General features: G+C 60.6%; 21 protein-coding genes. 11 read left to right on the top strand and 10 right to left on the bottom strand.

Annotated features, from left to right (window positions below; genetic code table 11):
- Positions 1-206: 206 nt before the first annotated feature.
- Both KBY02_RS04530 and KBY02_RS04525 read right to left on the bottom strand, forming a co-directional pair.
- The gene (locus KBY02_RS04530; protein ID WP_003404282.1) at positions 207-1,280 is read right to left on the bottom strand and encodes an AI-2E family transporter; all 1,074 of its coding nucleotides are present in this window, start codon (positions 1,278-1,280) and stop codon (positions 207-209) included.
- Positions 1,281-1,319: 39 nt separating this feature from the next.
- A complete protein-coding gene (locus KBY02_RS04525; protein ID WP_011268587.1) occupies positions 1,320-2,423 on the bottom strand; it encodes a DUF2066 domain-containing protein in 1,104 nt (367 codons plus the stop codon).
- A gap of 340 nt (positions 2,424-2,763) precedes the next feature.
- Between KBY02_RS04525 and purM the strand changes: the two genes are divergently transcribed.
- The 4 genes from purM to KBY02_RS04505 all read left to right on the top strand — a co-directional run bounded on the left by purM (position 2,764) and on the right by KBY02_RS04505 (position 5,782).
- The gene (gene purM / locus KBY02_RS04520; RefSeq protein WP_003344863.1) at positions 2,764-3,822 is read left to right on the top strand and encodes a phosphoribosylformylglycinamidine cyclo-ligase; all 1,059 of its coding nucleotides are present in this window, start codon (positions 2,764-2,766) and stop codon (positions 3,820-3,822) included.
- Positions 3,822-4,472, top strand: a complete 651-nt coding sequence (gene purN / locus KBY02_RS04515; RefSeq protein WP_024649977.1) for a phosphoribosylglycinamide formyltransferase — start codon at positions 3,822-3,824, stop codon at positions 4,470-4,472. Before purM ends, purN begins: the two co-directional genes overlap by 1 nt.
- 8 nt (positions 4,473-4,480) lie before the next feature.
- Positions 4,481-5,194 (top strand): DUF3108 domain-containing protein, encoded by a 714-nt coding sequence (locus KBY02_RS04510; protein ID WP_003369623.1) that lies wholly within the window; start codon positions 4,481-4,483, stop codon positions 5,192-5,194.
- 408 nt (positions 5,195-5,602) lie between these two features.
- Positions 5,603-5,782: a hypothetical protein gene (locus tag KBY02_RS04505; protein WP_002554613.1), complete on the top strand. Its 180-nt coding sequence runs from the start codon at positions 5,603-5,605 to the stop codon at positions 5,780-5,782.
- 78 nt (positions 5,783-5,860) lie between these two features.
- Here the strand turns inward: KBY02_RS04505 and KBY02_RS04500 are convergent, their stop codons facing one another.
- The 5 genes from KBY02_RS04500 to cysM all read right to left on the bottom strand — a co-directional run bounded on the left by KBY02_RS04500 (position 5,861) and on the right by cysM (position 12,016).
- Positions 5,861-6,400, bottom strand: coding sequence for a DUF2058 domain-containing protein (locus KBY02_RS04500; RefSeq protein WP_003407712.1), 540 nt, complete (start codon positions 6,398-6,400; stop codon positions 5,861-5,863).
- 30 nt (positions 6,401-6,430) lie between these two features.
- A complete protein-coding gene (gene mazG / locus KBY02_RS04495) occupies positions 6,431-7,264 on the bottom strand; it encodes a nucleoside triphosphate pyrophosphohydrolase (protein ID WP_011268591.1) in 834 nt (277 codons plus the stop codon).
- Positions 7,265-7,358: 94 nt separating this feature from the next.
- Positions 7,359-9,602: a GTP diphosphokinase gene (gene relA / locus KBY02_RS04490; RefSeq protein ID WP_225649914.1), complete on the bottom strand. Its 2,244-nt coding sequence runs from the start codon at positions 9,600-9,602 to the stop codon at positions 7,359-7,361.
- Positions 9,603-9,758: 156 nt separating this feature from the next.
- The gene (gene rlmD / locus KBY02_RS04485) at positions 9,759-11,114 is read right to left on the bottom strand and encodes a 23S rRNA (uracil(1939)-C(5))-methyltransferase RlmD (protein WP_024641423.1); all 1,356 of its coding nucleotides are present in this window, start codon (positions 11,112-11,114) and stop codon (positions 9,759-9,761) included.
- Positions 11,114-12,016, bottom strand: a complete 903-nt coding sequence (cysM, locus tag KBY02_RS04480; RefSeq protein ID WP_003407727.1) for a cysteine synthase CysM — start codon at positions 12,014-12,016, stop codon at positions 11,114-11,116. The genes rlmD and cysM overlap by 1 nt, the downstream gene beginning before the upstream one ends.
- A gap of 250 nt (positions 12,017-12,266) precedes the next feature.
- On the opposite strand from cysM, the gene KBY02_RS04475 reads away from it, so the two are divergent.
- The 3 genes from KBY02_RS04475 to KBY02_RS04465 all read left to right on the top strand — a co-directional run bounded on the left by KBY02_RS04475 (position 12,267) and on the right by KBY02_RS04465 (position 15,942).
- Positions 12,267-15,020: a response regulator gene (locus KBY02_RS04475; protein ID WP_003407728.1), complete on the top strand. Its 2,754-nt coding sequence runs from the start codon at positions 12,267-12,269 to the stop codon at positions 15,018-15,020.
- An 80-nt stretch (positions 15,021-15,100) separates the two neighbouring features.
- Complete coding sequence (locus tag KBY02_RS04470; protein ID WP_054091437.1) at positions 15,101-15,538, top strand: hypothetical protein; 438 nt, start codon at positions 15,101-15,103, stop codon at positions 15,536-15,538.
- Positions 15,535-15,942 carry an META domain-containing protein gene (locus KBY02_RS04465; protein ID WP_104652875.1) on the top strand — a complete coding sequence of 136 codons (408 nt, stop codon included), beginning with the start codon at positions 15,535-15,537 and terminating at the stop codon, positions 15,940-15,942. The genes KBY02_RS04470 and KBY02_RS04465 overlap by 4 nt, the downstream gene beginning before the upstream one ends.
- Positions 15,943-16,112: 170 nt before the next feature.
- Here the strand turns inward: KBY02_RS04465 and KBY02_RS04460 are convergent, their stop codons facing one another.
- Positions 16,113-16,580 carry a TlpA disulfide reductase family protein gene (locus KBY02_RS04460; RefSeq protein WP_011268596.1) on the bottom strand — a complete coding sequence of 156 codons (468 nt, stop codon included), beginning with the start codon at positions 16,578-16,580 and terminating at the stop codon, positions 16,113-16,115.
- 129 nt (positions 16,581-16,709) lie between these two features.
- Between KBY02_RS04460 and arsC the strand changes: the two genes are divergently transcribed.
- The 3 genes from arsC to KBY02_RS04445 all read left to right on the top strand — a co-directional run bounded on the left by arsC (position 16,710) and on the right by KBY02_RS04445 (position 18,436).
- Positions 16,710-17,063, top strand: a complete 354-nt coding sequence (gene arsC / locus KBY02_RS04455) for an arsenate reductase (glutaredoxin) (RefSeq protein ID WP_003314592.1) — start codon at positions 16,710-16,712, stop codon at positions 17,061-17,063.
- On the top strand, positions 17,060-17,665 hold the full coding sequence (gene wrbA / locus KBY02_RS04450; protein ID WP_003418197.1) for an NAD(P)H:quinone oxidoreductase: 606 nt from the start codon (positions 17,060-17,062) through the stop codon (positions 17,663-17,665). The genes arsC and wrbA overlap by 4 nt, the downstream gene beginning before the upstream one ends.
- Positions 17,666-17,764: 99 nt before the next feature.
- Positions 17,765-18,436, top strand: coding sequence for a DNA-3-methyladenine glycosylase I (locus tag KBY02_RS04445; RefSeq protein WP_003314590.1), 672 nt, complete (start codon positions 17,765-17,767; stop codon positions 18,434-18,436).
- A 6-nt stretch (positions 18,437-18,442) separates the two neighbouring features.
- On the opposite strand, the gene ttcA is transcribed toward KBY02_RS04445, so the two are convergent.
- Complete coding sequence (gene ttcA, locus KBY02_RS04440; RefSeq protein ID WP_011268597.1) at positions 18,443-19,267, bottom strand: tRNA 2-thiocytidine(32) synthetase TtcA; 825 nt, start codon at positions 19,265-19,267, stop codon at positions 18,443-18,445.
- A gap of 194 nt (positions 19,268-19,461) precedes the next feature.
- Here ttcA and KBY02_RS04435 point away from each other — a divergent pair, with 194 nt between their 5' ends.
- Entirely contained in the window at positions 19,462-19,956 is a 495-nt protein-coding gene (locus KBY02_RS04435; protein ID WP_011268598.1) for a SprT family zinc-dependent metalloprotease, read from the top strand.
- Positions 19,957-20,022: 66 nt separating this feature from the next.
- On the opposite strand, the gene KBY02_RS04430 is transcribed toward KBY02_RS04435, so the two are convergent.
- Positions 20,023-21,375 (bottom strand): dicarboxylate/amino acid:cation symporter, encoded by a 1,353-nt coding sequence (locus tag KBY02_RS04430; protein ID WP_003407743.1) that lies wholly within the window; start codon positions 21,373-21,375, stop codon positions 20,023-20,025.
- Positions 21,376-21,386 lie beyond the last annotated feature (11 nt).

The following is a 21,386-nucleotide window of genomic DNA, read 5'->3' as shown; positions in this document are numbered from 1 at the left end:
GGCTCATGCAAACCGTCAAGGGCCTCTGTGTAAAGAGCGCAAAGTTTATACCCGTGACGCTGGTCGCACAATGCGACAGACCTCAAGCAAAATCAAAGGTTTGCGTCAGGGTGAGTAAAGCGCCGCCCAGCACAGGGCGTTTGAAGGGGCGCATGCCCTCAAGGCATGAGCCTCTTCACCGGGCGGCGAAGAGGCTTGCGTCGACCTTACAGCTCCGGATCTTCCGCGCCTGCGTAGATTTCCGAGTCCTTGTACAAATCATGCATGTGCCGCACCAGCACCATGATCACCGCCGCCACCGGCAGGGCCAGCAGAATGCCGGTAAAACCGAACAGCTCGCCACCCGCCAGAATCGCGAAGATCACTGCGACCGGGTGCAGGCCGATGCGATCACCGACCAGCAAGGGCGTCAGCACCATCCCCTCGAGGGCCTGACCGATCATGAACACCGCCACGATCCCCATCATCGGGTACAGGTCACCGCCAAACTGGAACAGCCCGGCCACCAGCGCCGAACCGATACCGATCACGAACCCCATATAAGGCACGATGGCCGCCAGACCGGCAATCACGCCGATCAGCAGGCCCAGCTCCAGCCCGACCAGCATCAGACCGGCCGCGTAGATCACGCCAAGGCCGACCATCACCAGCAACTGACCGCGTATGAACGCGCCGAGCACTTCGTGGCACTCGCCCGCCAGCTTGACGATCTGAGCTTCACGCTGACGCGGCAGCAGGCCACGGATCTTGCCGGTCATGATGTCCCAGTCACGCAGCAGGTAGAAACACACCACGGGAATCAGTACCAGGTTGGTCAGCCAGCCGATCAGCGCCAGGCTGGAAGCCGTCGCCTGGGACAGCACGATAGAGACGATGTCCCCGGCCTGGCCCATATGCTCGGAGATGGCGGCCTTGATCTTGTCGAACTTCCAGAACCCGTCTGCCAGCCCGAACTTGGCCTGGACCCATGGCAACGCCGCGTGTTGCAGCCAGTCGAGAATCTGCGGCGCCAGCTCGTAGAGCCGGAACAACTGCTTGGCCAGCATCGGCACCAGAATCAGCAGTAACGCCATCAGCACCAGCGTGAACAGCCCGAACACGACTACGACGCTCAGGGTTCTGGACAGTCCTGCGCGCTCCAGGCGATCCACCAGCGGATCGCCCATATAGGCCAGTAGCAGCGCCACCAGAAAAGGAGTGAGGATCGGGTGCAACAGCACCACGAATGCGACCAGCAAGGCCAGGCCGCCGATCCAGAACCAACGCCGCATATCAGTCATCAACATCCCTCAAGCCAATGGAAAAGCGTTCTTGCCGGGTTACCAGCGGAAATAAAGTTGTGGCGCGGACGCCGGAACAATCATCGGTGCGGGCGCAGGTGCCGGAACAGCAGCGGCTCCATTGGCTGGCGCAACCGGCGCAGTCGCATCGACAGGCGCAGCAGGCGGCGTTGCGGTAGCGGCTGCTTCGGCTGCAGGCACTTCCTGCAGCTTGGCCAGCGACAACTGCGAGCGTAGCTGATCGGTGCTGCCACTGACCTCAAACACCACTTTATCGCCTTCGACAGAACTCAGACGCACGCCGAACGGTTCGAGTAACTGAAGCAGTTGCGCATAGCGCTCCAGCGTCATGCCCTGAACCTGGATCAGCATCCCGGTCGACGCTCCCGGCTTGGCAACGAAGCGCGGCGCCAGACGCTCGCTTACCGACAGCAGCACCGCATCGGCCAGCGCCTCGGAGCTGGCGCCGGTCGCGCTGCCCTGTTCACGCTGATCACCCAGCCACAAGCGCCATTTGCCCTGCCACTGACCGCCATCTTCCTTAGCATGCACAGCCAGTATCGCGTCGGCGCCATAGCGCTCGGAGGCTTCCTTGAGCGGTGCAGGGTCAGTGCCCTCCAGGGTCTTCGCATTACCGATGCCCTGCTCGCTCAAATCAGCCAGCGGCAGACGCAGCGGCAGTCCGCGGTGCTGAGCGGCCTGGCGCAAGGGTTCGGCGGCGGCCTGACCGTCGCCGACCAGATTCGAGCCTTCCACCGAATCATTCAGCCACCAGCCGAGAATCGACGGACGATTGCTGCCCCAGATCGACAGACCCGCATCGCGCAACGCGCGTTCGGTGGTTGCCGGATCGAAGTCCACCAGCAGGGTCTCCGGCGGTCCGGCCTCGTAACCGTACTGGCTGATGATCTGCTGCGGGTCCTTGCGCAGCGCGGCGATGGCCGAACCCTGCACGGCCTTGGCGTCGCCGGTCAGGCGCAGCACCAGAGTGTCGACGGCGGCCTGCGTGGCCCGCGTGCGCTCATCGGGCGACTGGCCATTGACCGGTTCGCGGACCTGATAAAGATTGCTGACCGTCTCGGCAAGGCTGGGAAGGCTGATCAGGGACAGACAGCCGATTAGAAGAATTCTGGAAAAACGCATGGACAGTTCCCGAACGGAAAAAAGTGAAAAGAAGCTGTTTCAGCAGGTATGCAAGTCTGGGACAGACGTGAGCCACCCATCATTCAGTTCGCGCATAAAGTACACCCTAAACGTCCAGGCTCGCACTCACAGGCCGCCGGGTTGAGTTTATTTGGTGCAACACCGCCCTGTTGTCGGCGCAAGGATGGCCCCTGATGAGCAAGCCTGATAAAATCGCGCGCCTTCGCAGACCGGCAATCGCCATGGCCCCAACATTACCACCGCATGACAGCGCGGTGCTGAACGGGCCCTAACGCAGCGGTCGATACCTCCGAATCCCCCCTAAAGGCCTGGATTTTCTATGAGCAAGCAACCCTCCCTGAGCTATAAAGACGCCGGTGTAGACATCGACGCCGGTGAAGCATTGGTCGAACGCATCAAGAGCGTCGCCAAGCGCACCAAGCGTCCGGAAGTCATGGGCGGCCTGGGAGGCTTCGGCGCCCTCTGCGAAATCCCGGCCGGCTACAAGCAACCGGTTCTGGTTTCCGGCACTGACGGCGTGGGCACCAAGCTGCGTCTGGCGCTGAACCTGAACAAGCACGACACCATCGGCATCGATCTGGTCGCCATGTGCGTCAATGACCTGGTGGTCTGTGGTGCAGAACCGCTGTTCTTCCTCGATTACTACGCCACCGGCAAGCTCAACGTCGACACCGCTGCTCAGGTCGTCACCGGCATCGGCGCCGGCTGCGAACTGGCCGGTTGCTCGCTGGTGGGTGGTGAAACCGCTGAAATGCCGGGCATGTACGAAGGCGAAGACTACGACCTGGCAGGCTTCTGCGTCGGCGTGGTGGAAAAGGCCGAGATCATCGACGGCTCGAAAGTCGCTGCCGGTGATGCCCTGCTCGCCCTGCCATCGTCCGGCCCGCACTCCAACGGCTACTCGCTGATCCGCAAGATCATCGAGGTGGCAGGTGCCGATATCGAAAACATCCAGCTGGACGGCAAACCGCTGACCGAACTGCTGATGGCACCGACCCGCATCTACGTGAAGCCGCTGCTCAAGCTGATCAAGGAAACCGGCGCGGTCAAGGCCATGGCCCACATCACCGGTGGCGGCCTGCTCGACAACATTCCACGCGTACTGCCTGAAGGCGCTCAGGCCGTTGTCGACGTCGCCAGCTGGCAGCGTCCGGCCGTGTTCGACTGGCTGCAGCAGCAAGGCAACGTTGCGGAAAACGAGATGCACCGCGTGCTGAACTGCGGCGTGGGCATGGTGATCTGCGTCGCTCAGGAGCACGTTGAAGCGGCACTCAAGGTGCTGCGTGAAGCGGGCGAGCAGCCTTGGGTGATCGGCCAGATCGCCACCGCTGCCGAAGGCGCAGCACAGGTCGAGCTGAAAAACCTCAAGGCGCATTGATGCCAGCCATCTGCGACGTCGTGGTGCTGCTGTCCGGCACCGGCGGCAACCTGCAAGCGATGATCGACAGCTTCAAGGACGAGGCCAGCCCCGTCCGCATCCGCGCGGTGATATCCAACCGCGCAGATGCGTTCGGCCTGCAACGCGCCCGAGACGCAGGCATCGAAACCTGCGTACTGGATCACACCGCGTACGAAGGTCGCGAGGCCTTCGATGCAGCGCTGATCGAACGGATCGACGCCTTCCAGCCACAGTTGGTCGTACTGGCCGGGTTCATGCGCATTCTCAGCGCAGGGTTCGTTCGCCACTATCACGGCCGTCTGCTGAATATTCACCCTTCCCTGCTGCCGCGTTACAAAGGCTTGCACACGCACAAGCGTGCGCTGGAAGCCGGCGACACCGAGCATGGCTGCAGCGTGCATTTTGTTACCGAGGAACTCGATGGCGGCCCACTGGTCGTACAGGCAGTTATTTCGGTACAGTTGCACGACACGCCCGCAACGCTCGCGCAACGGGTCCATGTTCAAGAGCACCGTATTTACCCACTGGCCATTCGCTGGTTTGCCGAAGGCCGACTGAGCCTTGGTGAACAAGGTGCGTTACTCGATAGCCAGTTACTCCCGGCCAGCGGCCATCTGATTCGACATTAGGAGATACTATGCGTCGCGCTCTGCTCTTCGCTTTCGCTCTGCTCGCATTGCCTGCCGTACAGGCCGCAGACCTTCAACCCTTCTCCGCCAGCTACACCGCCGACTGGAAACAACTGCCCATGAGCGGCACGGCTGAACGCAGCCTGGAAGCCGGCGCAAATGGCACCTGGACCCTGAGCTTCAAGGCCTCGATGATGATCGCCAGCCTGACTGAAGTCAGCACGCTGAAGGTCGACAAGGACACCCTGCTGCCACAGACCTACAACTTCGAGCGCAGCGGCCTGGGCAAATCCAAGAAGGTCGATCTGGCGTTCGACTGGAACACCAAGTTCGTCACCGGCACCGACCGTGGCGATGCGATCAAGCTGCCGCTCAACCGTGGCATTCTCGACAAGTCCACCTATCAGCTGGCGTTGCAACATGACATCGCTGAGGGCAAGAAGAGCATGAGCTATCAGGTTGTCGACGGTGATGAAGTGGACACCTACGACTTCCGCGTGCTGGGTTCGGAAAAAGTCACCACCAAGACAGGCCAGGTCGATGCGATCAAGGTCGAGCGCGTACGTGACCCGACGCAAAGCAAGCGCACCACCGTGCTGTGGTTCGCCAAGGATTGGGATTACCTGCTGGTCCGCCTGCAACAGGTCGAAACCGACGGCAAGGAATACAACATCGTCTTGCTGGACGGCACCGTCAACGGCAAGGCCGTCAAAGGCAGCTGATTGCCCTGACCGCCCGCACCACAGAGCCCCGCTTTTCAGCGGGGCTTTTTATTGGCCGAAGGCATGCGACGCACGATAGTTACGATCATCGTTCCTCACGCTCCTGCGTGGGAATGCAGGTCTCGACGCTCTGCGTCGTCAATGAGGACGCGGAGCGTCTGGAACGGCGTTTTCACGTGCGTTCGGACAGCCTCGAAGCACATGAAACATCCTTCATTTTGCCTCCACCGCGCTGTAAGCCTCGTCATGCAAGGGCTGCAGAAGATCGATCAGTTTCTGACCACTGGGGAACCTGAACAGGCTATTTACTTAGGCAGCTAACAAATCCTATAAAAGAGTCCTGCGACACATCGCCGCAGTATCCAGAGGCCTGACCATCAAGGCCATCAAAGTCAGGAGCTTACTACTATGACTGTCAGAGTTACTGAACGCGACGACGCCCACCTCTCTCACGAAGCCGTTGCCGACGGCATCCAGATCTGGGATGTGCACCAACAGGACCAACTGGTCGGCATGTTCCACGTTGAGTCCGATGCCCTTCGCTACAAGGAAGAGCTGGAAGCGCTGGAAAGCCAGGGCAACCACTGAACAATTCTCAGAACAGAAAAAGACAAAACCCGCTGAATGCGGGTTTTGTTTTGACAACTCAATGACCGCGCCGTGGGCTTACCACATCAGATCGTCAGGCACCTGATACGCCGCGTACGGGTCGTCTGCATCCGGCGCTTCGGTCGGGGTGTTGAGCAGCACGATACGACGCGGGTCACGCTCCTGAATCTTCAGCGCAGCCTCACGCGGAATGATCTCGTAACCGCCACCGTGGTGAACGATGGCCAGTGAACCGCTGCTGAGCTTGTTGCGCACCATGGCGTTGACCGGGATGCGCTTGACCTTCTTGTCGTCAACGAAGTTGTAGTAATCCTCGGTGATCAGCTTGGGCAGGCGCGACACTTCGATCAGTTGCTTGACCTGAGCGGTACGGGCTTTCTGCTCGACCTTCTCCTGCTGCTGACGGTTCAGCTCCTGGTCACGCCTGGCCTTCTCGGCCATGGCCTCCTGGGCCGCACGCTTTTGCGAGTCATCGGCCTGAGCCTGACCCTTGTGCACCAGACGCTGCTCTTTCTGCTTTTCTTTGCCGACCTGCTTGGCCTGCTTTTGGTTGACCAGACCTGCCTTGAGCAACTGATCGCGAAGGGAAAGGCTCATTGTCTACTCACTTATACCGTTACCGCACACTCAGCCGCAGCCGGGTGTGCTCTTTTCCTGACGTTTGGCTTCGCCCCACAACGCGTCCATTTCTTCGAGCGAGCACGCTTCGATAGGACGCTGCAGGTGGCGCAAAGCCTGTTCAATGAATCGGAAGCGTCTGTCGAATTTGCTATTGGCCGAGCGTAGCGCAGTTTCCGGGTCGACCTTGAGGTGTCGGGCCAGGTTGACGACGCTGAACAGCAGGTCGCCGACTTCCTCGGCGATGCCCTCGGCGTCATTGTCGACCATGGCCTCGAGAATTTCATCGAGTTCTTCACGCACCTTGTCGACCACCGGCAATGCCGCAGGCCAGTCGAAACCCACCTGCGCTGCACGCTTCTGCAGTTTGGCCGCACGACTCAACGCGGGCAAGGCCCTCGGCACGTCGTCGAGCAACGACAACTGCTCGGGAACGCCGGCCTTTTCGGCACGCTCCTCGGCCTTGATTTCGTCCCAACGACGATTGACCTGCTCGTCGGTCAGGCGCGGCGTTTCTGCCGGCGCGTACAGCTCGCCAGTCGGAAACACGTGCGGATGGCGACGCAGCAACTTGCGGGTAATACCGTCGATCACATCGTCGAATTCAAACCGGCCTTCCTCTTTGGCCAACTGCGCATAGAAGACCACCTGAAACAGCAGGTCTCCCAGCTCGCCCTTCAGATGATCGAGGTCGCCCTGTTCGATGGCATCAGCCACTTCATAGGCTTCTTCCAGCGTGTGCGGCACGATGCTGGCGTAGGTCTGCTTCAGGTCCCACGGACAGCCGAACTGCGGATCACGCAGCCGGGCCATGAGGTGCAGCAGGTCTTGAACTGTGTACATAGGCTTCCTTCGGTCGCAGCGGTTTAGCTTCAAGCTTCAAGCTGCAAGCCACCGCAATCCGCTTTAGCTTATAGCTTATAGCTTATAGCTGCCCCTAGGGCGTCCTGTTCCTGCGCGTTTCAATGATGTTCGGCAACTGGGAAATGCGCCCCAGCAACCGCCCCAGCGCGTCCAGACCCGGAATCTCGATGGTCAGGGACATCAGCGCTGTGTTGTCTTCCTTGTTCGAACGGGTATTGACCGCCAGCACGTTGATCCGCTCGTTGAGCAGCACCTGGGTGACGTCTCGCAGCAAGCCGGAACGGTCGTAGGCACGGATGATGATGTCCACCGGATAGGTGAGTACCGGCACCGGCCCCCAACTGACCTGAATGATCCGCTCGGGCTCGCGACCGCCCAGCTGCAGCACCGAAGCGCAATCCTGACGGTGAATGCTGACGCCACGCCCCTGAGTGATATAACCGACGATCGCATCGCCCGGCAGCGGCTGGCAGCAGCCGGCCATCTGCGTCATCAGGTTGCCGACGCCCTGAATCTGAATATCGCCACGCTTGCCGGGCTTGTAGCCGGTGGCCTTGCGCGGGATCAGCTCCAGCTGTTCATTGACGCGATCAGGCTCAACCTGCTGCTGAGCCAGATTGACCAGTTGCGCCAGACGCAGATCGCCCGCGCCCAATGCCGCAAACATGTCGTCGGCGGTCTTGTGATTGGCCTTGTCCGCCAGCTTGTCGAAATCGACCTGCGGTAACGCCAGGCGCGCCAGTTCGCGTTCGATCAGGGTTCTGCCGGCGGCGACGTTCTGGTCGCGAGCCTGCAACTTGAACCAGTGAACGATCTTGGCCCGCGCACGCGAGGTGGTGATGTAGCCCAGGTTCGAGTTCAGCCAGTCGCGGCTCGGCGTACCGTGCTTGCTGGTGATGATCTCGACCTGCTCGCCGGTCTGCAGGCTGTAGTTGAGCGGTACGATGCGGCCATTGATCTTCGCACCCCGGCAGTTATGGCCGATTTCGGTGTGCACCCGATAGGCGAAGTCCAGCGGTGTCGCGCCCTTGGGCAGGTCGATGGCGTGGCCATCCGGGGTGAAGACGTAGACGCGGTCAGGCTCGATATCAACCCGCAACTGATCGGCCAGACCGCCGATGTCGCCCAGCTCTTCATGCCATTCGAGCACCTGACGCAGCCAGGAAATCTTCTCTTCGTAATGATTGGAGCCGGATTTGACGTCGGTGCCTTTATAGCGCCAGTGCGCACAAACGCCCAGCTCGGCCTCTTCATGCATGGCGTGGGTGCGAATCTGCACTTCCAGCACCTTGCCTTCCGGCCCGATCACCGCGGTGTGCAGCGAGCGATAGCCGTTTTCCTTGGGGTTGGCGATGTAATCGTCGAACTCTTTGGGAATATGCCGCCACAAGGTGTGCACGATACCCAGCGCGGTGTAGCAGTCGCGCATTTCCGGGACCAGCACACGCAACGCACGCACGTCATAGATCTGGCTGAACGCCAGGCCCTTGCGCTGCATTTTGCGCCAGATGGAGTAGATATGCTTGGCACGGCCGCTGATGTCAGCGGTCACGCCGGTGGCCTGCAGCTCGTTATCGAGTTGAGACATGACGTCGCTGATGAAGCGCTCGCGGTCCAGCCTGCGTTCATGCAGCAGCTTGGCGATCTGCTTGTATTGATCGGGCTCCAGGTAGCGGAAGGACAGGTCTTCCAGCTCCCACTTGATGTGACCGATGCCCAGGCGGTGGGCCAGCGGTGCATAGATGTCGAAGACTTCGCGGGCCACACGGTTGCGTTTTTCGTCGTCGGCGTTCTTCACCGCACGAATCGCGCAGGTACGTTCGGCCAGCTTGATCAGCGCAACGCGAACGTCGTCGACCATCGCCACCAGCATCTTGCGCAGGTTTTCCACCTGCGCCTGACTGCCGAGCACCAATGACTGACGAGGGCTGAGACTGGCGCTGATCGCGGCCATGCGCAGCACGCCGTCGATGAGTTTGGCGACCGTTGCGCCAAAGCGCTGCTCGACGTCCGGCAGCGCAATGAGACCTTCACGCACGCCACGGTAAATGACCGCAGCGACCAGCGAATCCTGATCCAGCTTGAGGTCAGCCAGGATCTCCGCGATTTCCAGACCGGTCTGGAAACTGGAGGTGCCCTCTGCCCAATGATTCTTGTGAGCCTTGTCGGTCTGCTCGGCTTCCCGGGCAAATTCACAGGCCTTTTTCATGACTTCCCGGTCCAGGACCAGGTCGACGCTGACAATATGATCGAGCCACGCGTCGAGATTGATACTGCCGTCTGTGTTTATCGGCTGGCTCGCTCTCACCTGTACCATGCTGCTTACCTTCCCTACGGCGCGATGAATAGCGCCATCAGTCGCCAGCCTTCTGAGCGAATGCCACTTGCCGGGCAAGCAAGGACCGGCATTCGCGGGCCAGTCGGATTAAATGAGATTCCTTGTCAGCAACGAACTCGTTCCAGTGAACGCCGCTCACTTACTCATTTCAAATAAAGCCATCGCCTCGACATGCGCCGTCTGAGGAAACATATCGAGGATTCCGGCACGTTTTAATCGGTAGCCCTGACGGATCAGTTCGACCGCGTCACGAGCCAAAGTTGCCGGGTTGCATGAAACATAAAGCAGTCGCCGGGCCCCCGTCTTTCTGATCTGGCGGACCACTTCAAAGGCCCCGTCACGCGGTGGGTCCAAGAGTACCGCAGAAAACCCCTCTGCCGCCCAGTCGGCCTGTGTCAGCGGCTGGGAAAGATCCGCCTGAAAAAACCGCACATTGTGCAGATCATTACTCATTGCGTTGACGGCTGCACGCTCGACCATGGTCGCAACGCCTTCGACCGCCACCACGTCCCTGGCCAGCCCCGCCAGTGGCAAGGCGAAATTGCCCAGACCACAGAACAGATCCATGACACGCTCATCTTTTGCAGGCGCCAGCCATTGCAGGGCCTGTTCGATCATCGCGGTATTGACCGCCGCGTTGACCTGAATGAAATCTCCCGGTCGCCAGGCCAGTTGCAGGTTCCACGGCTCCAGCCGGTAGCCCAGCGTATCGCCGGAGCTGGCCGGTTGCGGCTCGCCTTCGCCGTGCAGCCACAGCTGCGCGTCGTGCCTGGAGCAAAACGCCTGCAACAGCGCCAGGTCGGCCTCGGCAAGCGACGCGGTGTGGCGCAACAACACGGCAGTCGCAACCCCACTGAACAGCTCGACGTGACCCAGCACCTGTGGCTTGCTGAAACTTTTCAGCATGCCAGGCAACTCATTCATGATCGGTTGCAAGGCTTGTACCAGCACTGGACAGTGTTCGATGCTGACGATGTCCTGGCTGGCGGCTGCGCGGAACCCCACATCCAGCCTTTTGGCCTTGGCATCCCAGCGAACCGCGACCCGCGCGCGTCGGCGATAGGCCAGCTCGGCACCACTCAAAGGTGCCGCCCATTCATCCGGCACCACGTTCGCCACGCGCAGCAACTGCTCGGCGAGCATGCGCTGTTTCAGGGCAAGCTGTTCTTCATGGGGCACATGCTGAACACTGCAGCCGCCGCAGCGACCGAAATACTCACAGGCCGGAGCGCGACGCATGGCGCTGGCAGTGAACACCCGCTCGGTGCGCGCCTCGACGACCTTGCCGCGCGCATTAAGTACGCGCGCCTCGACCTCTTCGCCCGCCAGACTGCCGGCGACAAACCAGGTTTTACCCTCGAGAAAGGCGATACCGCGACCGTCGTCGGACAGCCGCTCAATGGTCAGCCGCTGCTTTTTACCGGCAGGAATCTGTACGGTTTTAACGCCGCCCGCAGGCTGAAAGCGCAAACCTCTTTCATGCTTGGCCATCAGTTGGGCGAATCATAGACGCCGGTCGACAGGTAACGGTCGCCTCGGTCACAGATGATCGCCACAATCACGGCGTTTTCGACTTCACGGGAAATACGCAATGCCCCGGCGACCGAGCCACCGGACGACACGCCACAGAAGATGCCTTCTTCGCGAGCGAGGCGGCGCATGGTGTCTTCGGCTTCGCTCTGGCCCATGTCGATGATGCGGTCGACACGGTCCGACTGATAGATTTTCGGCAGGTATTCCTGCGGCCAGCGGCGAATACCGGGGATCGAAGCGCCCTCCATCGGTTGCAGACCGACGATCTGCACGTCGGGGTTCTGCTCCTTGAGGTAGCGCGAGGTGCCCATGATGGTGCCGGTGGTGCCCATCGAGCTGACGAAATGGGTCACGGTACCGCCCGTCTGCCGCCAGATTTCCGGACCGGTGGACGTGTAATGCGCCTCGGGGTTGTCGCCATTGGCAAACTGATCGAGCACCTTGCCACGGCCTTCGGCCTGCATGCGCTCGGCCAGATCACGGGCACCTTCCATGCCGTCATCCTTGCTGACCGAAATCAGTTCGGCGCCATAGGCGGTCATCGCGGCCTTGCGTTCGGCACTGGAGTTGTCCGGCATGATCAGAATCATACGGTAGCCCTTGATCGCCGCAGCCATGGCCAGCGCGATTCCGGTATTGCCGGAGGTGGCTTCGATCAGCGTGTCACCCGGATGGATCTGGCCGCGCAGCTCGGCGCGGGTGATCATCGACAAGGCCGGGCGGTCTTTTACCGAGCCAGCGGGGTTGTTACCTTCGAGTTTCAACAGGAGGGTATTGCTGGTATTACCCGCCATGCGTTGCAGACGCACCAGCGGGGTGTTGCCGACGCAATCGGCAATGGTTTGATACTGCAGGGTCATGGCGTCTTCGCAATCCAGACTGCGGGGGGTGCCTATCATAACGGCAAACGGCCAAAGCCCATATCACGCAAAGTGCGCTGCTTATTCCCAAAAAGAATAACCACCGATTTTTCCGCAGCCACCCCGCCCTGCATAGAGAGTTAGGTGCCCATGCCGACGGTAAATGGCTAAACTCATCCCCTTGTGCCGATACAGCAAGGCAGCCGATGCCTGATATCGACGGACTGATACGTGTTGCCGGAGGAAGAGCGTGCTGACCAAGCTGGGTATAAAAGGCCGTGTGCTGCTACTGACTATTTTGCCTGCCAGCCTGATGGCGGCGATGCTCGGTGGCTATTTCACCTGGATGCAGTTGAGCGAACTGCAAAGCCAGCTGCTGCAACGCGGCGAAATGATCGCCCAGGATCTGGCGCCCCTTGCCGCCAATGCACTGGGGCGCAAGGACAAAGTACTGCTCAGTCGCATCGCCACCCAGACGCTGGAGCAGACCGACGTGCGCGCCGTGTCGTTTCTCGACACCGATCGCACGGTACTGGCCCACGCCGGGCCGACCATGATCAGCCCGTCGCCAATTGGCAGCGGGTCGCAGTTGCTCAGCTCGACCGGCACCGACGCCACGCGCTACCTGCTGCCGGTATTCGGCAGTCAACGCCACCTGACCAGCCCGATCATTCCTGCCGAAGCCGACACCCTGCTGGGCTGGGTCGAGCTTGAAATATCCCATAATGGTACGCTGCTGCGCGGCTACCGAAGCCTGTTTGCCAGCCTGCTGCTGATCCTCACCGGGCTGGCGTTCACCGCAACCCTCGCGGTACGCATGAGCCGCACCATCAACGGGCCGATGAGCCAGATCAAGCAGGCCGTGTCGCAACTCAAGGACGGCAATCTGGAAACCCGTCTGCCACCGCTGGGCAGCCGCGAGCTGGACGAACTGGCGTCGGGCATCAACCGCATGGCGGCGACGCTGCAGAACGCGCAGGAAGAACTGCAACTGAGCATCGATCAGGCGACCGAGGATGTCCGGCAGAATCTGGAGACCATCGAAATCCAGAACATCGAACTGGACCTGGCCCGTAAGGAAGCGCTTGAAGCAAGCCGGATCAAGTCGGAATTCCTGGCCAACATGAGCCATGAAATTCGCACGCCGCTCAATGGCATTCTGGGCTTCACCCATTTGCTGCAGAAAAGCGAACTGACGCCGCGCCAGTTCGACTACCTGGGCACCATCGAGAAGTCCGCCGACAACCTGTTGAGCATCATCAACGAGATTCTCGACTTCTCGAAGATCGAGGCCGGCAAGCTGGTGCTCGACAATATCCCGTTCAACCTGCGCGACCTGTTGCAGGACACCCTGACCATCCTCGCCCCGGCGGCGCACGCCAAGCAGCTGGAACTGGTCAGTCTGGTGTACCGCGATACGCCACTGGCGCTGTCCGGCGACCCGCTGCGTCTGCGGCAGATCCTGACCAATCTGGTCAGCAACGCGATCAAGTTCACCCGCGAAGGCACGATCGTCGCGCGCGCCATGCTCGAAGATGAAACCGAAGAGCACGCGCAACTGCGCATTAGCGTGCAGGACACCGGGATCGGCCTGTCCAGCCAGGATGTGCGAGCGCTGTTCCAGGCCTTCAGCCAGGCCGACAACTCGCTCTCGCGCCAACCGGGCGGTACCGGACTGGGTCTGGTGATCTCCAAGCGCCTGATCGAACAGATGGGCGGTGAAATCGGTGTCGACAGCACACCGGGCGAAGGTTCGGAATTCTGGATCAGCCTGAAACTGCCCAAGGCCCGCGAAGACAAGGAAGAATCACTCAATATTCCGCTCGGCGGCCTGCGCGCCGCAGTGCTTGAACATCATGACCTGGCGCGTCAGGCGCTGGAGCATCAACTGGAAGACTGCGGCCTGCAGACCATCGTGTTCAATAACCTGGAAAACCTGCTCAACGGCGTGACGGCAGCGCACGAGACGCCAGCGGCCATCGATCTGGCGGTACTTGGCGTGACGGCGCTGGAAATCTCTCCGGAACGGTTGCGCCAGCACATCTGGGACTTGGAAAACCTCAATTGCAAGGTCATGGTGCTGTGCCCGACCACCGAGCACGCGCTGTTCCAGTTGGCCGTCCACGATGTCTACACGCAACTGCAGGCCAAGCCCGCCTGCACGCGCAAACTGCAAAAAGCCCTGTCCGAGCTGATCGCGCCGCGAGCGGTGCGTGCCGACATCGGCCCGCCATTGTCGAGCCGTGCACCGCGAGTGCTGTGTGTGGACGACAACCCGGCCAACCTGCTGCTGGTGCAGACCCTGCTCGAAGACATGGGCGCTGAAGTGGTCGCTGTCGAGGGCGGCTACGCAGCGGTCAATGCCGTGCAACAGGAAGCGTTCGACCTGGTGTTGATGGACGTGCAGATGCCCGGCATGGACGGTCGGCAGGCTACCGAGGCGATCCGCGCCTGGGAGGCCGAACGCAACCAGAGCTCGCTGCCGATCGTGGCCCTTACCGCGCATGCGATGGCCAATGAAAAACGTTCACTGCTGCAAAGCGGTATGGACGACTACCTGACCAAGCCGATCAGCGAACGGCAGCTGGCGCAGGTGGTGCTCAAGTGGACCGGGCTGGCGCTGCGCAACCCTGCGCCGGAACGCCAGAATGAAGCGCTCGAGGTGCACGTCGGGCCGCTGGTGCTGGATCATGAAGAAGGGTTGCGCCTGGCTGCGGGCAAGGCGGATCTCGCCGCCGACATGCTGGCCATGCTGCTGGCCTCCCTGGACGCCGACCGCGAAGCCATTCGTGTGGCGCGTGCCAACCAGGATGTACACGCCTTGATCGAACGCATCCACCGGCTGCACGGCGCAACGCGTTATTGCGGCGTTCCCCAGCTGCGCAGTGCCTGCCAACGCGCCGAAACCCTGCTCAAGCAGAACGCCCCGCACACCGAAGAGGCCCTTAACGATCTGGACAGGGCCATCATTCGCCTGGAAGCAGAGGCGCGGGTCATGGCTTGAGCGTGCGGCGCGACACCTTTCGTGCCTGACGCTCCAGCGTGGGCGGAGCATGTTAGGATGCGCGCAATTTTGGAGGACCCATGGTCGAACACGATTTTCGCTACAGCATGCTCAACCCCCAGCACACACTGACCGAATGCCGCACGCTGGCGCCCGGTCGCTACCAGGTCACCGGCAACGGCGGCTCGATTCACGACAACGACCAGTTGCTGGTGACTATCAAAGGCAGCAAAAGCCTGCACATGCGCCTCACCGTCGAGAAAGTCCGGCACCTGATCAACCCGCCCGGCCAGTGGATTGCGGTGGCTAAAGGCCCGGTATTCGACGAGTTGGCGATTCATCAGTGGAAAGTGAATTGCGACAGCTGCGCCGCCGAACTGAACTTCGAGTTCATGGTAGAGAGCAAGCTGGGCGTCAAGGCGCAGAAACCGGCCGCTACCGCGCGCATTGCGGAGTTGGGCTGGAAAACCGATAGCGAGAAGCACTTCTGCAAGAAGTGCCAGGAGAAAGCGGCATGAAACAGTTTGCGCTCCTGAGCCTGATCGGCGGCGCGCTGCTGGTTGGTTGTACTGCTGACCCGCTGCCGATCCAGCAGGATCACAGCTATGTAACCGAGTGGATCGGCGAACGTCCGCTGATCGATAACAGTCGCTTGACCATGACGCTGGGTGCCGATGGCCGGGCGTATGGCAATGCGGGCTGCAACCATTGGTTCGCGCCCTATACGCTGAACGATCACAGCATCAGTTTCGGTCCGGTGGGCAGGACGCGCAAGATGTGTGCGCCGGCGTTGATGGAGCAGGAGCAGCGTTTTATCAAGGCGATGAGCAGTGTGCAGCGCTGGGATATCTCGCCCATCGAGCAGTTGCGTCTGTGGCCAACGCAGGGCAAGCCGTTGCGTTTCTGGCTGGAAGATAGCTGATTGTAACTATCGTGCCGAAGCTCAGCGTAACTTGCGACGCAGAGCGTCTAGAACTGCATTCCCACGCTGGAGCGCAGGGAACGATCACTATCGTGCGACGCTCCGCGTCGCATGCCGTTCTGGACGCTCCGCGTCCTCGTTGCTACGCCAAGCGTCGAAAATCGATCCGATCAGCCCTCGCCGCGCAGTGTCTTGAGCTTCTGGATCACGGTCGCGGCTGATTGTTCGCCGAGCAGTTGTTCGCGCATTTTGCCCTTGTCGTCGATGATGTAGGTCACCGGCAGCGCCTCGGAGGGCGGCAGGCTGTATTGCTCGGCTGGGTCCTGAGCGAGCACGGTGAATTTGATGCCCAGTGCATTGGCAGCGTTTTTCAGTTCGTCGCCCTGCAGGTTGTCGAAGTTGACCCCCAGCACGGTGACTTTCTGGTCCTTGAGCTGTTCGGACAATGCATTGAACTCCGGAACCTCTGTACGGCAGGGGCCACACCATTCGGCCCAGTAGTTGACTACCAGCCAGTGCCCCTTGATGCGTTCGCTGGCGACCTTCTGGCCATTCTGATCATTGCCCAGGTCCACGCCACATCCGCTGAGCAGCAAGCTGCCGAAAAGTATCACCGCTGCTGTTAATCGCCTTGCCATTTGCTTGTTTCCTCGCCCCGTTCAACCTGCAATTACTTATACCCACGCCACGACTATTGACCATTCGATATGTCGGACAGTGCCATCGCTGGTTAGAATACGCCACCCCACACAAGATGCGACGAGCAAATGACCGATCTGACGCTGTATCACAACCCGCGCTGCAGCAAGTCCCGCGGCGCGCTGGAACTGCTTCAGGCCCGCGGCCTGACGCCGGACATCGTCCTGTACCTGGAAACCCCGCCCGACGCCGACCGTGTGCGCGACCTGCTCGGCAAGCTGGGCATCGGTGCCCGGCAACTGCTGCGTACCGGCGAGGACGATTACAAGCAACTCAATCTGGCCGACCCGAGCCTGAGCGACGAGCAGCTGATCGCCGCCATGGCCGCTCACCCCAAACTCATCGAACGACCGATTCTGGTCGCTGGCGACAAGGCTGTCATTGGCCGCCCACCCGAGAACATTCTGGAGCTGCTGCCGTGAGCACACCCTACATTCTGGTCCTTTATTACAGCCGCAACGGCTCCACCAGCGAAATGGCCCGGCAGGTTGCCCGCGGCATCGAACTGGGCGGCATGGAAGCGCGGTTGCGCACCGTGCCCGCCGTTTCCGCCGACTGCGAAGCGACCGCCCCCGAGATTCCGGAAAGCGGCGCGCTGTACGCGACCCTCGACGACCTGAAAAACTGCTCCGGCCTGGCACTGGGCAGCCCGACGCGCTTCGGCAACATGGCCGCGCCGCTGAAATACTTCCTCGACGGCACCAGCAACCTGTGGCTGACCGGCGCACTGGTCGGCAAACCGGCTGGCGTCTTTACCTCCACTGCCAGCCTGCACGGCGGTCAGGAAACCACGCTGATGTCGATGCTGCTGCCCCTGCTCCACCACGGCATGCTGATCATGGGCCTGCCCTATAGCGAATCGGCGCTGCTGGAAACCACCGGGGGTGGCACGCCCTACGGTCCCAGCCATCACGCAGGTGCCGACGGCAAGCGCGCGCTGGACCGTCATGAAACCGACCTGTGCCGCGCACTGGGCCAGCGTCTGGCCAGGACCGCGGTGCAACTGGACGCGCCGCGCAGTTGAACCGGCAGAACGCCGGGGGCTTTCAGTTAAATCGTAAACTTGCAGGGCAAGGGTCGGTCTGACCCCTTGTCCTGCCTGTTGAATTTCTTTGGAGAACCGATGCACGACTACAAATGGCTGAACGAGTATTGCCTGAATCGATTCGGCTCCGCCAAAGCTCTGGAAGCTCATCTGCCCTCCCCCAAGACACCCAGACAACTGCAAGCCATCAGCGCCGACCGCTACCTGTCGACCATGGCCCTGCGGGTTTTCCGCGCAGGCCTGAAACACAGCCTGGTAGACGCCAAATGGCCAGCGTTCGAGGAAGTGTTCTTTCGCTTCGACCCGGAGAAAGTCGTGCTGATGGGCGCCGATCATCTGGAGCGACTGATGCAGGACGCGCGCATCATTCGTCACCTGGGCAAGCTCAAGAGCGTGCCGCGCAACGCGCAGCTGATTCTGGACATCGAGCAGGAGCATGGCAGTTTCGGCAAGTTCATCGCCGAATGGCCGGTCGATAACATTACCGGCCTGTGGCAGTACATCGCCAAACACGGCAACCAGATGGGCGGCCTGTCAGCGCCGCGCTTTCTGCGCATGATCGGCAAGGACACCTTCATTCCGACCTGGGATGTGGTTGCCGCCCTGAACGCGCAGGATATCGTCGACCGTGTGCCGAGCAGCAAACGCGATCAGGCGATCGTGCAGGACGTCTTCAACCAGTGGCATGCAGAAAGCGGTCGGCCGATGTGCCAGCTGTCAGCCATGCTGGCGTTCACCGTCAACCACTGAGCATTGTCAGATATTCACCACATTGACGAACCGTGATGCTGCGGTTTCGTCGATGCGCAGATTGGTGAAGTCGAACAGGTTGCGATCGGCCAGCTGCGAGGGCTGCACGTTCTGCAGGGCGCGGAAGATGCTCTCCGTGCGGCCCGGTGTCTTGCGCTCCCAGTCCTGCAGCATCTCCTTGACCACCTGACGCTGAAGGTTTTCCTGCGAGCCGCAGAGGTTGCACGGGATGATCGGAAACTGCTTGAGGTCCGAGTAGGCCTGGATGTCCTTCTCGTGGCAGTACGCCAACGGACGAATCACCACGTTGCGGCCGTCATCGGCACGCAGCTTGGGCGGCATGGCCTTGAGCGAGCCATTGAAGAACATGTTGAGAAAGAATGTCTCGACGATGTCGTCACGGTGGTGCCCGAGCGCCATCTTGGTGGCGCCGATCTCGTCAGCGAAGGTGTACAGCGTGCCGCGACGCAGCCGTGAACACAGGGAGCAGGTGGTCTTGCCTTCCGGGATCAATTCCTTGACCACTGAATACGTGTCTTTCTCGACGATGTGGTACTCGATACCCAGTTCTTTCAGATAGGCAGGCAGCACGTGTTCAGGAAAGCCGGGCTGCTTCTGGTCCATGTTGACCGCCACGATGTCGAACTTGATCGGCGCGACCTTCTGCAAGTGCATCAGCACGTCGAGCATGGTGTAACTGTCCTTGCCGCCGGACAGGCAAACCATGACCTTGTCACCCTCTTCGATCATGTTGAAGTCGGCAACCGCTTCGCCGGCCAGCCGACGCAGACGTTTCTGCAGTTTGTTCTGATTGACTGAAAGGGTGCCCATGTATGGAAATATCCGCTGACGATAGCTTGAGAAAAGCCGGGCATTTTACCCGTAACCGACCATTCGTTAAATATGCTGCGATCGTGCTGTTCAGACAGGCGAACATACTGGAGCAAAAATGACCACCGGGCGGCTGGCGTGTTCAGAGCTTAGCCACATTGCGGCATACTTGGCGCACTGGAGAACCCTAAAGCATGCCCGACCAACTCAATTCACGCGTCGAAACCTGTTACCAACAAGCCGAAGCCTTCTTCAAGCGCACCTTCAAACGCCCGGTGGTCAGTTTCCAGTTGCGCGGTCAGAAGGCCGGTGTCGCTCACCTGCATGAAAATCTCCTGCGCTTCAACCCGCAGCTTTACAAGGAAAACGCCGAAGACTTCCTGCGCCAGACCGTGCCCCACGAAGTCGCGCACCTGATCGCCCATCAGCTGTTCGGTGGCAGCATCCAGCCACATGGCGAAGAATGGCAATTGATCATGCGCGGCGTCTATGAACTGCCGCCCAATCGCTGCCACACCTATGCGGTCAAGCGGCGCAGTGTGATCCGTTACATCTACCGCTGCCCGTGCCCCGACAGCGACTTCCCGTTCACCGCGCAGCGTCACGGCATGGTTCGCAAGGGACGGCGCTACCTGTGCCGCCGCTGCCGCGAGCCGCTGGTGTTCAGCGGCGAGACGCGCACGGAATAGTCCTCCGATAAACAGCAGGCATAAAAAAACCCATCCGAAGATGGGTTTTTTATGGCCTGAAGGGTGTCAGACGGTTTTGGTGGTGTTCACTGCAGCGCCTGGAGTCGGGCCTTCGGCAACGCCGAGGTCGTCTTCAGGGCGGGTTTCCAGAATGGCGGAGCCACCGGAAGCCAGCTCGGACTGCAGCTTGTCGGTGTCCAGCTCGCCGACCCACTTGGCAACCACAACGGTGGCAACAGCGTTACCGACCAGGTTGGTCAGGGCGCGGGCTTCGGACATGAAGCGGTCGATACCCAGAATCAGCGCCAGACCGGCTACCGGCAGATGGCCTACAGCCGACAGGGTCGCAGCCAGTACGATAAAGCCGCTACCGGTTACGCCGGCAGCACCTTTGGACGACAGCAGCAGTACCAGCAGCAGGGTGATCTGATGCGTGATGTCCATGTGCGTGTTGGTCGCCTGAGCGATGAACACGGCGGCCATGGTCAGGTAGATCGACGTACCGTCCAGGTTGAACGAGTAGCCCGTCGGGATAACCAGACCGACCACAGACTTCTTGGCACCCAGGCGCTCCATCTTGATCAGCATGCGCGGCAGGGCCGATTCCGAAGAAGACGTACCCAGTACGATCAGCAGCTCTTCACGGATGTAGCGAATCAGCTTGAAGATGCTGAAGCCGTGAGCGCGGGCGATCGCGCCCAGTACAAACACGACGAACAGTGCGCAGGTGATGTAGAAGCAGATCATCAACTGACCCAGTTGCACCAGCGAGCTCACGCCGTAGGCACCGATGGTGAAGGCCATGGCACCGAACGCACCCAGCGGGGCCAGTTTCATGATCATGTTGATGATGTTGAACATCACGTGGGCGAAGCGATCGATGAAGTCCAGAACCGGCTTGCCGTAGGCACCCAGGCGATGCAGCGCGAAGCCGAAGATCACCGAGAACATCAGGACTTGCAGGATATCGCCGTTGGCAAACGCGCCGACGATGGTGTTCGGAATCACGTTAAGGATGAAGCCGACGATACTCTGGTCCTGACCGGCAGTGACGTAGGCAGCGATCTTCGAAGCGTCGAGCGTGCTGACGTCGATATTCATGCCGGCACCCGGCTGAACCACGTTGACCACGATCAGACCGATCAGCAGGGCGATGGTCGAAACGATCTCGAAATACAGCAGCGCATAACCGCCGGTCTTGCCGACCGACTTCATGCTCTGCATGCCAGCGATACCACTGACGACGGTACAGAAGATGATCGGGGCAATAACCATCTTGATCAGTTTGATGAACCCGTCACCCAGCGGTTTTAACGCCTTGCCGGTGTCCGGGTAGAAATGACCGATCAGGATACCGATGACAATCGCAACGATTACCTGAAAATAGAGGGATTTGTAGATGGGCTGACGAGTCGTCATTGCAGTTTTCC

It is taken from the genome of Pseudomonas sp. P129 (assembly GCF_020312195.1).
Taxonomy (GTDB): Bacteria; Pseudomonadota; Gammaproteobacteria; order Pseudomonadales; family Pseudomonadaceae; genus Aquipseudomonas; species Aquipseudomonas fragariae.
Note: the sequence above shows the minus strand (reverse complement) of the source record. Positions and strands in the feature narration are given on the sequence as shown.

Excerpts from the sequence above, each read along its gene's own strand:
- KBY02_RS04530 (WP_003404282.1), bottom strand. The coding sequence starts at position 1,280 with ATGACTGATATGCGGCGTTGGTTCTGGATCGGCGGCCTGGCCTTGCTG.
- KBY02_RS04525 (WP_011268587.1), bottom strand. The coding sequence starts at position 2,423 with ATGCGTTTTTCCAGAATTCTTCTAATCGGCTGTCTGTCCCTGATCAGC.
- purM (WP_003344863.1), top strand. The coding sequence starts at position 2,764 with ATGAGCAAGCAACCCTCCCTGAGCTATAAAGACGCCGGTGTAGACATC.
- purN (WP_024649977.1), top strand. The coding sequence starts at position 3,822 with ATGCCAGCCATCTGCGACGTCGTGGTGCTGCTGTCCGGCACCGGCGGC.
- KBY02_RS04510 (WP_003369623.1), top strand. The coding sequence starts at position 4,481 with ATGCGTCGCGCTCTGCTCTTCGCTTTCGCTCTGCTCGCATTGCCTGCC.
- KBY02_RS04505 (WP_002554613.1), top strand. The coding sequence starts at position 5,603 with ATGACTGTCAGAGTTACTGAACGCGACGACGCCCACCTCTCTCACGAA.
- KBY02_RS04500 (WP_003407712.1), bottom strand. The coding sequence starts at position 6,400 with ATGAGCCTTTCCCTTCGCGATCAGTTGCTCAAGGCAGGTCTGGTCAAC.
- mazG (WP_011268591.1), bottom strand. The coding sequence starts at position 7,264 with ATGTACACAGTTCAAGACCTGCTGCACCTCATGGCCCGGCTGCGTGAT.
- relA (WP_225649914.1), bottom strand. The coding sequence starts at position 9,602 with ATGGTACAGGTGAGAGCGAGCCAGCCGATAAACACAGACGGCAGTATC.
- rlmD (WP_024641423.1), bottom strand. The coding sequence starts at position 11,114 with ATGGCCAAGCATGAAAGAGGTTTGCGCTTTCAGCCTGCGGGCGGCGTT.
- cysM (WP_003407727.1), bottom strand. The coding sequence starts at position 12,016 with ATGACCCTGCAGTATCAAACCATTGCCGATTGCGTCGGCAACACCCCG.
- KBY02_RS04470 (WP_054091437.1), top strand. The coding sequence starts at position 15,101 with ATGGTCGAACACGATTTTCGCTACAGCATGCTCAACCCCCAGCACACA.
- KBY02_RS04465 (WP_104652875.1), top strand. The coding sequence starts at position 15,535 with ATGAAACAGTTTGCGCTCCTGAGCCTGATCGGCGGCGCGCTGCTGGTT.
- KBY02_RS04460 (WP_011268596.1), bottom strand. The coding sequence starts at position 16,580 with ATGGCAAGGCGATTAACAGCAGCGGTGATACTTTTCGGCAGCTTGCTG.
- arsC (WP_003314592.1), top strand. The coding sequence starts at position 16,710 with ATGACCGATCTGACGCTGTATCACAACCCGCGCTGCAGCAAGTCCCGC.
- KBY02_RS04445 (WP_003314590.1), top strand. The coding sequence starts at position 17,765 with ATGCACGACTACAAATGGCTGAACGAGTATTGCCTGAATCGATTCGGC.
- ttcA (WP_011268597.1), bottom strand. The coding sequence starts at position 19,267 with ATGGGCACCCTTTCAGTCAATCAGAACAAACTGCAGAAACGTCTGCGT.
- KBY02_RS04435 (WP_011268598.1), top strand. The coding sequence starts at position 19,462 with ATGCCCGACCAACTCAATTCACGCGTCGAAACCTGTTACCAACAAGCC.
- KBY02_RS04430 (WP_003407743.1), bottom strand. The coding sequence starts at position 21,375 with ATGACGACTCGTCAGCCCATCTACAAATCCCTCTATTTTCAGGTAATC.